The sequence below is a fragment of the Terrabacter sp. GCM10028922 genome (genome assembly GCF_042666095.1).
In the GTDB taxonomy this organism is placed as follows: Bacteria; Actinomycetota; Actinomycetes; order Actinomycetales; family Dermatophilaceae; genus Terrabacter.
Genome location: NZ_JBHTFG010000026.1, coordinates 1 through 1,178 on the forward strand (window position 1 = coordinate 1; position 1,178 = coordinate 1,178).

The following is a 1,178-nucleotide window of genomic DNA, read 5'->3' on the forward strand; positions in this document are numbered from 1 at the left end:
CGACCCGGTGCGCATCCTCGCCTCCCGGGGTCCGGTGCGGCGGGAGTTCGGTGGGGCGTGGGTGTTGATGGATCGGATCCATGATGCGAACGACTCGGGGGAGATTCTGTTCCGGTGGTTGCGTGAGCATCGTCCGGAGGTGAATGCGTGGTTCGTGCTGGAGAAGGACACGCCGGACTGGAAGCGGTTGCGGGCTGAGGGGTTCGGGTCGCGGTTGGTGGCGCACGGGTCGTTGCGGTGGAAGTTGTTGATGATCAATGCGGCGCATCTGGTGTCCTCGCACATCGATGCGCCGGTGCAGCGGCCGCCGGCGATCCTCAAGCATGTGGAGCCGCGGTGGAAGTTCACGTTCTTGCAGCACGGGGTGATCAAGGACGACCTGTCGCGGTGGTTGAACCCGAAGCAGATGGATGTGTTCGTGACCTCGACGCCGGGGGAGTACGAGTCGATCGCGGGTGAGGGGTCGCCGTATGTGTTCACGGACAAGGAGGTGGCCCTGACGGGGTTGCCGCGGTTCGACCGGTTGTACGAGAAGGCGCAGCGGATCGGTGGTGACGGGTGTGACCTGATCCTGGTGGCGCCGACGTGGCGTAACTGGTTGGTGCCGCCGTTGAAGCCGGGTAGTCAGCGTCGGGTGATCGATGCGCAGTTCTTCGAGACGGAGTATGCGCGGGCGTGGACGGCGTTCCTGGGGAGTGCGGAGCTGGCGGCGTTGGCGCAGCGGACGGGTCGGCGGGTGGCGTTCCTGCCGCATCCGAACATTCAGCCGGTGCTGGGGAAGATGGATCTTCCGGAGTCGGTGTTGCGGTTGTCGTTCGATGGTGCGGATGTGCAGGAGTACTTCGCGCGGTCGGCGGTGTTGGTGACGGACTACTCGTCGATGGCGTTCAACGCGGCGTACATGGATCGTCCGGTGGTGTACTTCCAGTTCGACGCGCAGCGGGTGATGGCTGGTGGGCACGTGGGTCGGGCGGGGTACTTCGAGTACTCGCGGGACGGGTTCGGTCCGGTGGTGGAGGATGTCGAGGCGGCGGTGGCGGCGGTGGTCGACATCGCGGAGAACGGGTATGCGGCGCGTCCGGTGTTCCAGGAGCGGATCGAGGCGACGTTCCCGATGCGTGATGGTGGGTGTTGCGCGCGGGTGACCGCGGCGATCGAGGCCCTCGACCGGCGCTGAC

At 66.0% G+C, this 1,178-nt stretch carries 1 protein-coding gene; it reads left to right on the forward strand.

From position 1 onward, the window contains the following. A partial coding sequence (locus ACFQU3_RS19380; RefSeq protein WP_385912793.1) for a CDP-glycerol glycerophosphotransferase family protein occupies positions 1–1,177 on the forward strand: 1,177 nt, incomplete at its 5' end. Position 1,178 lies beyond the last annotated feature (1 nt).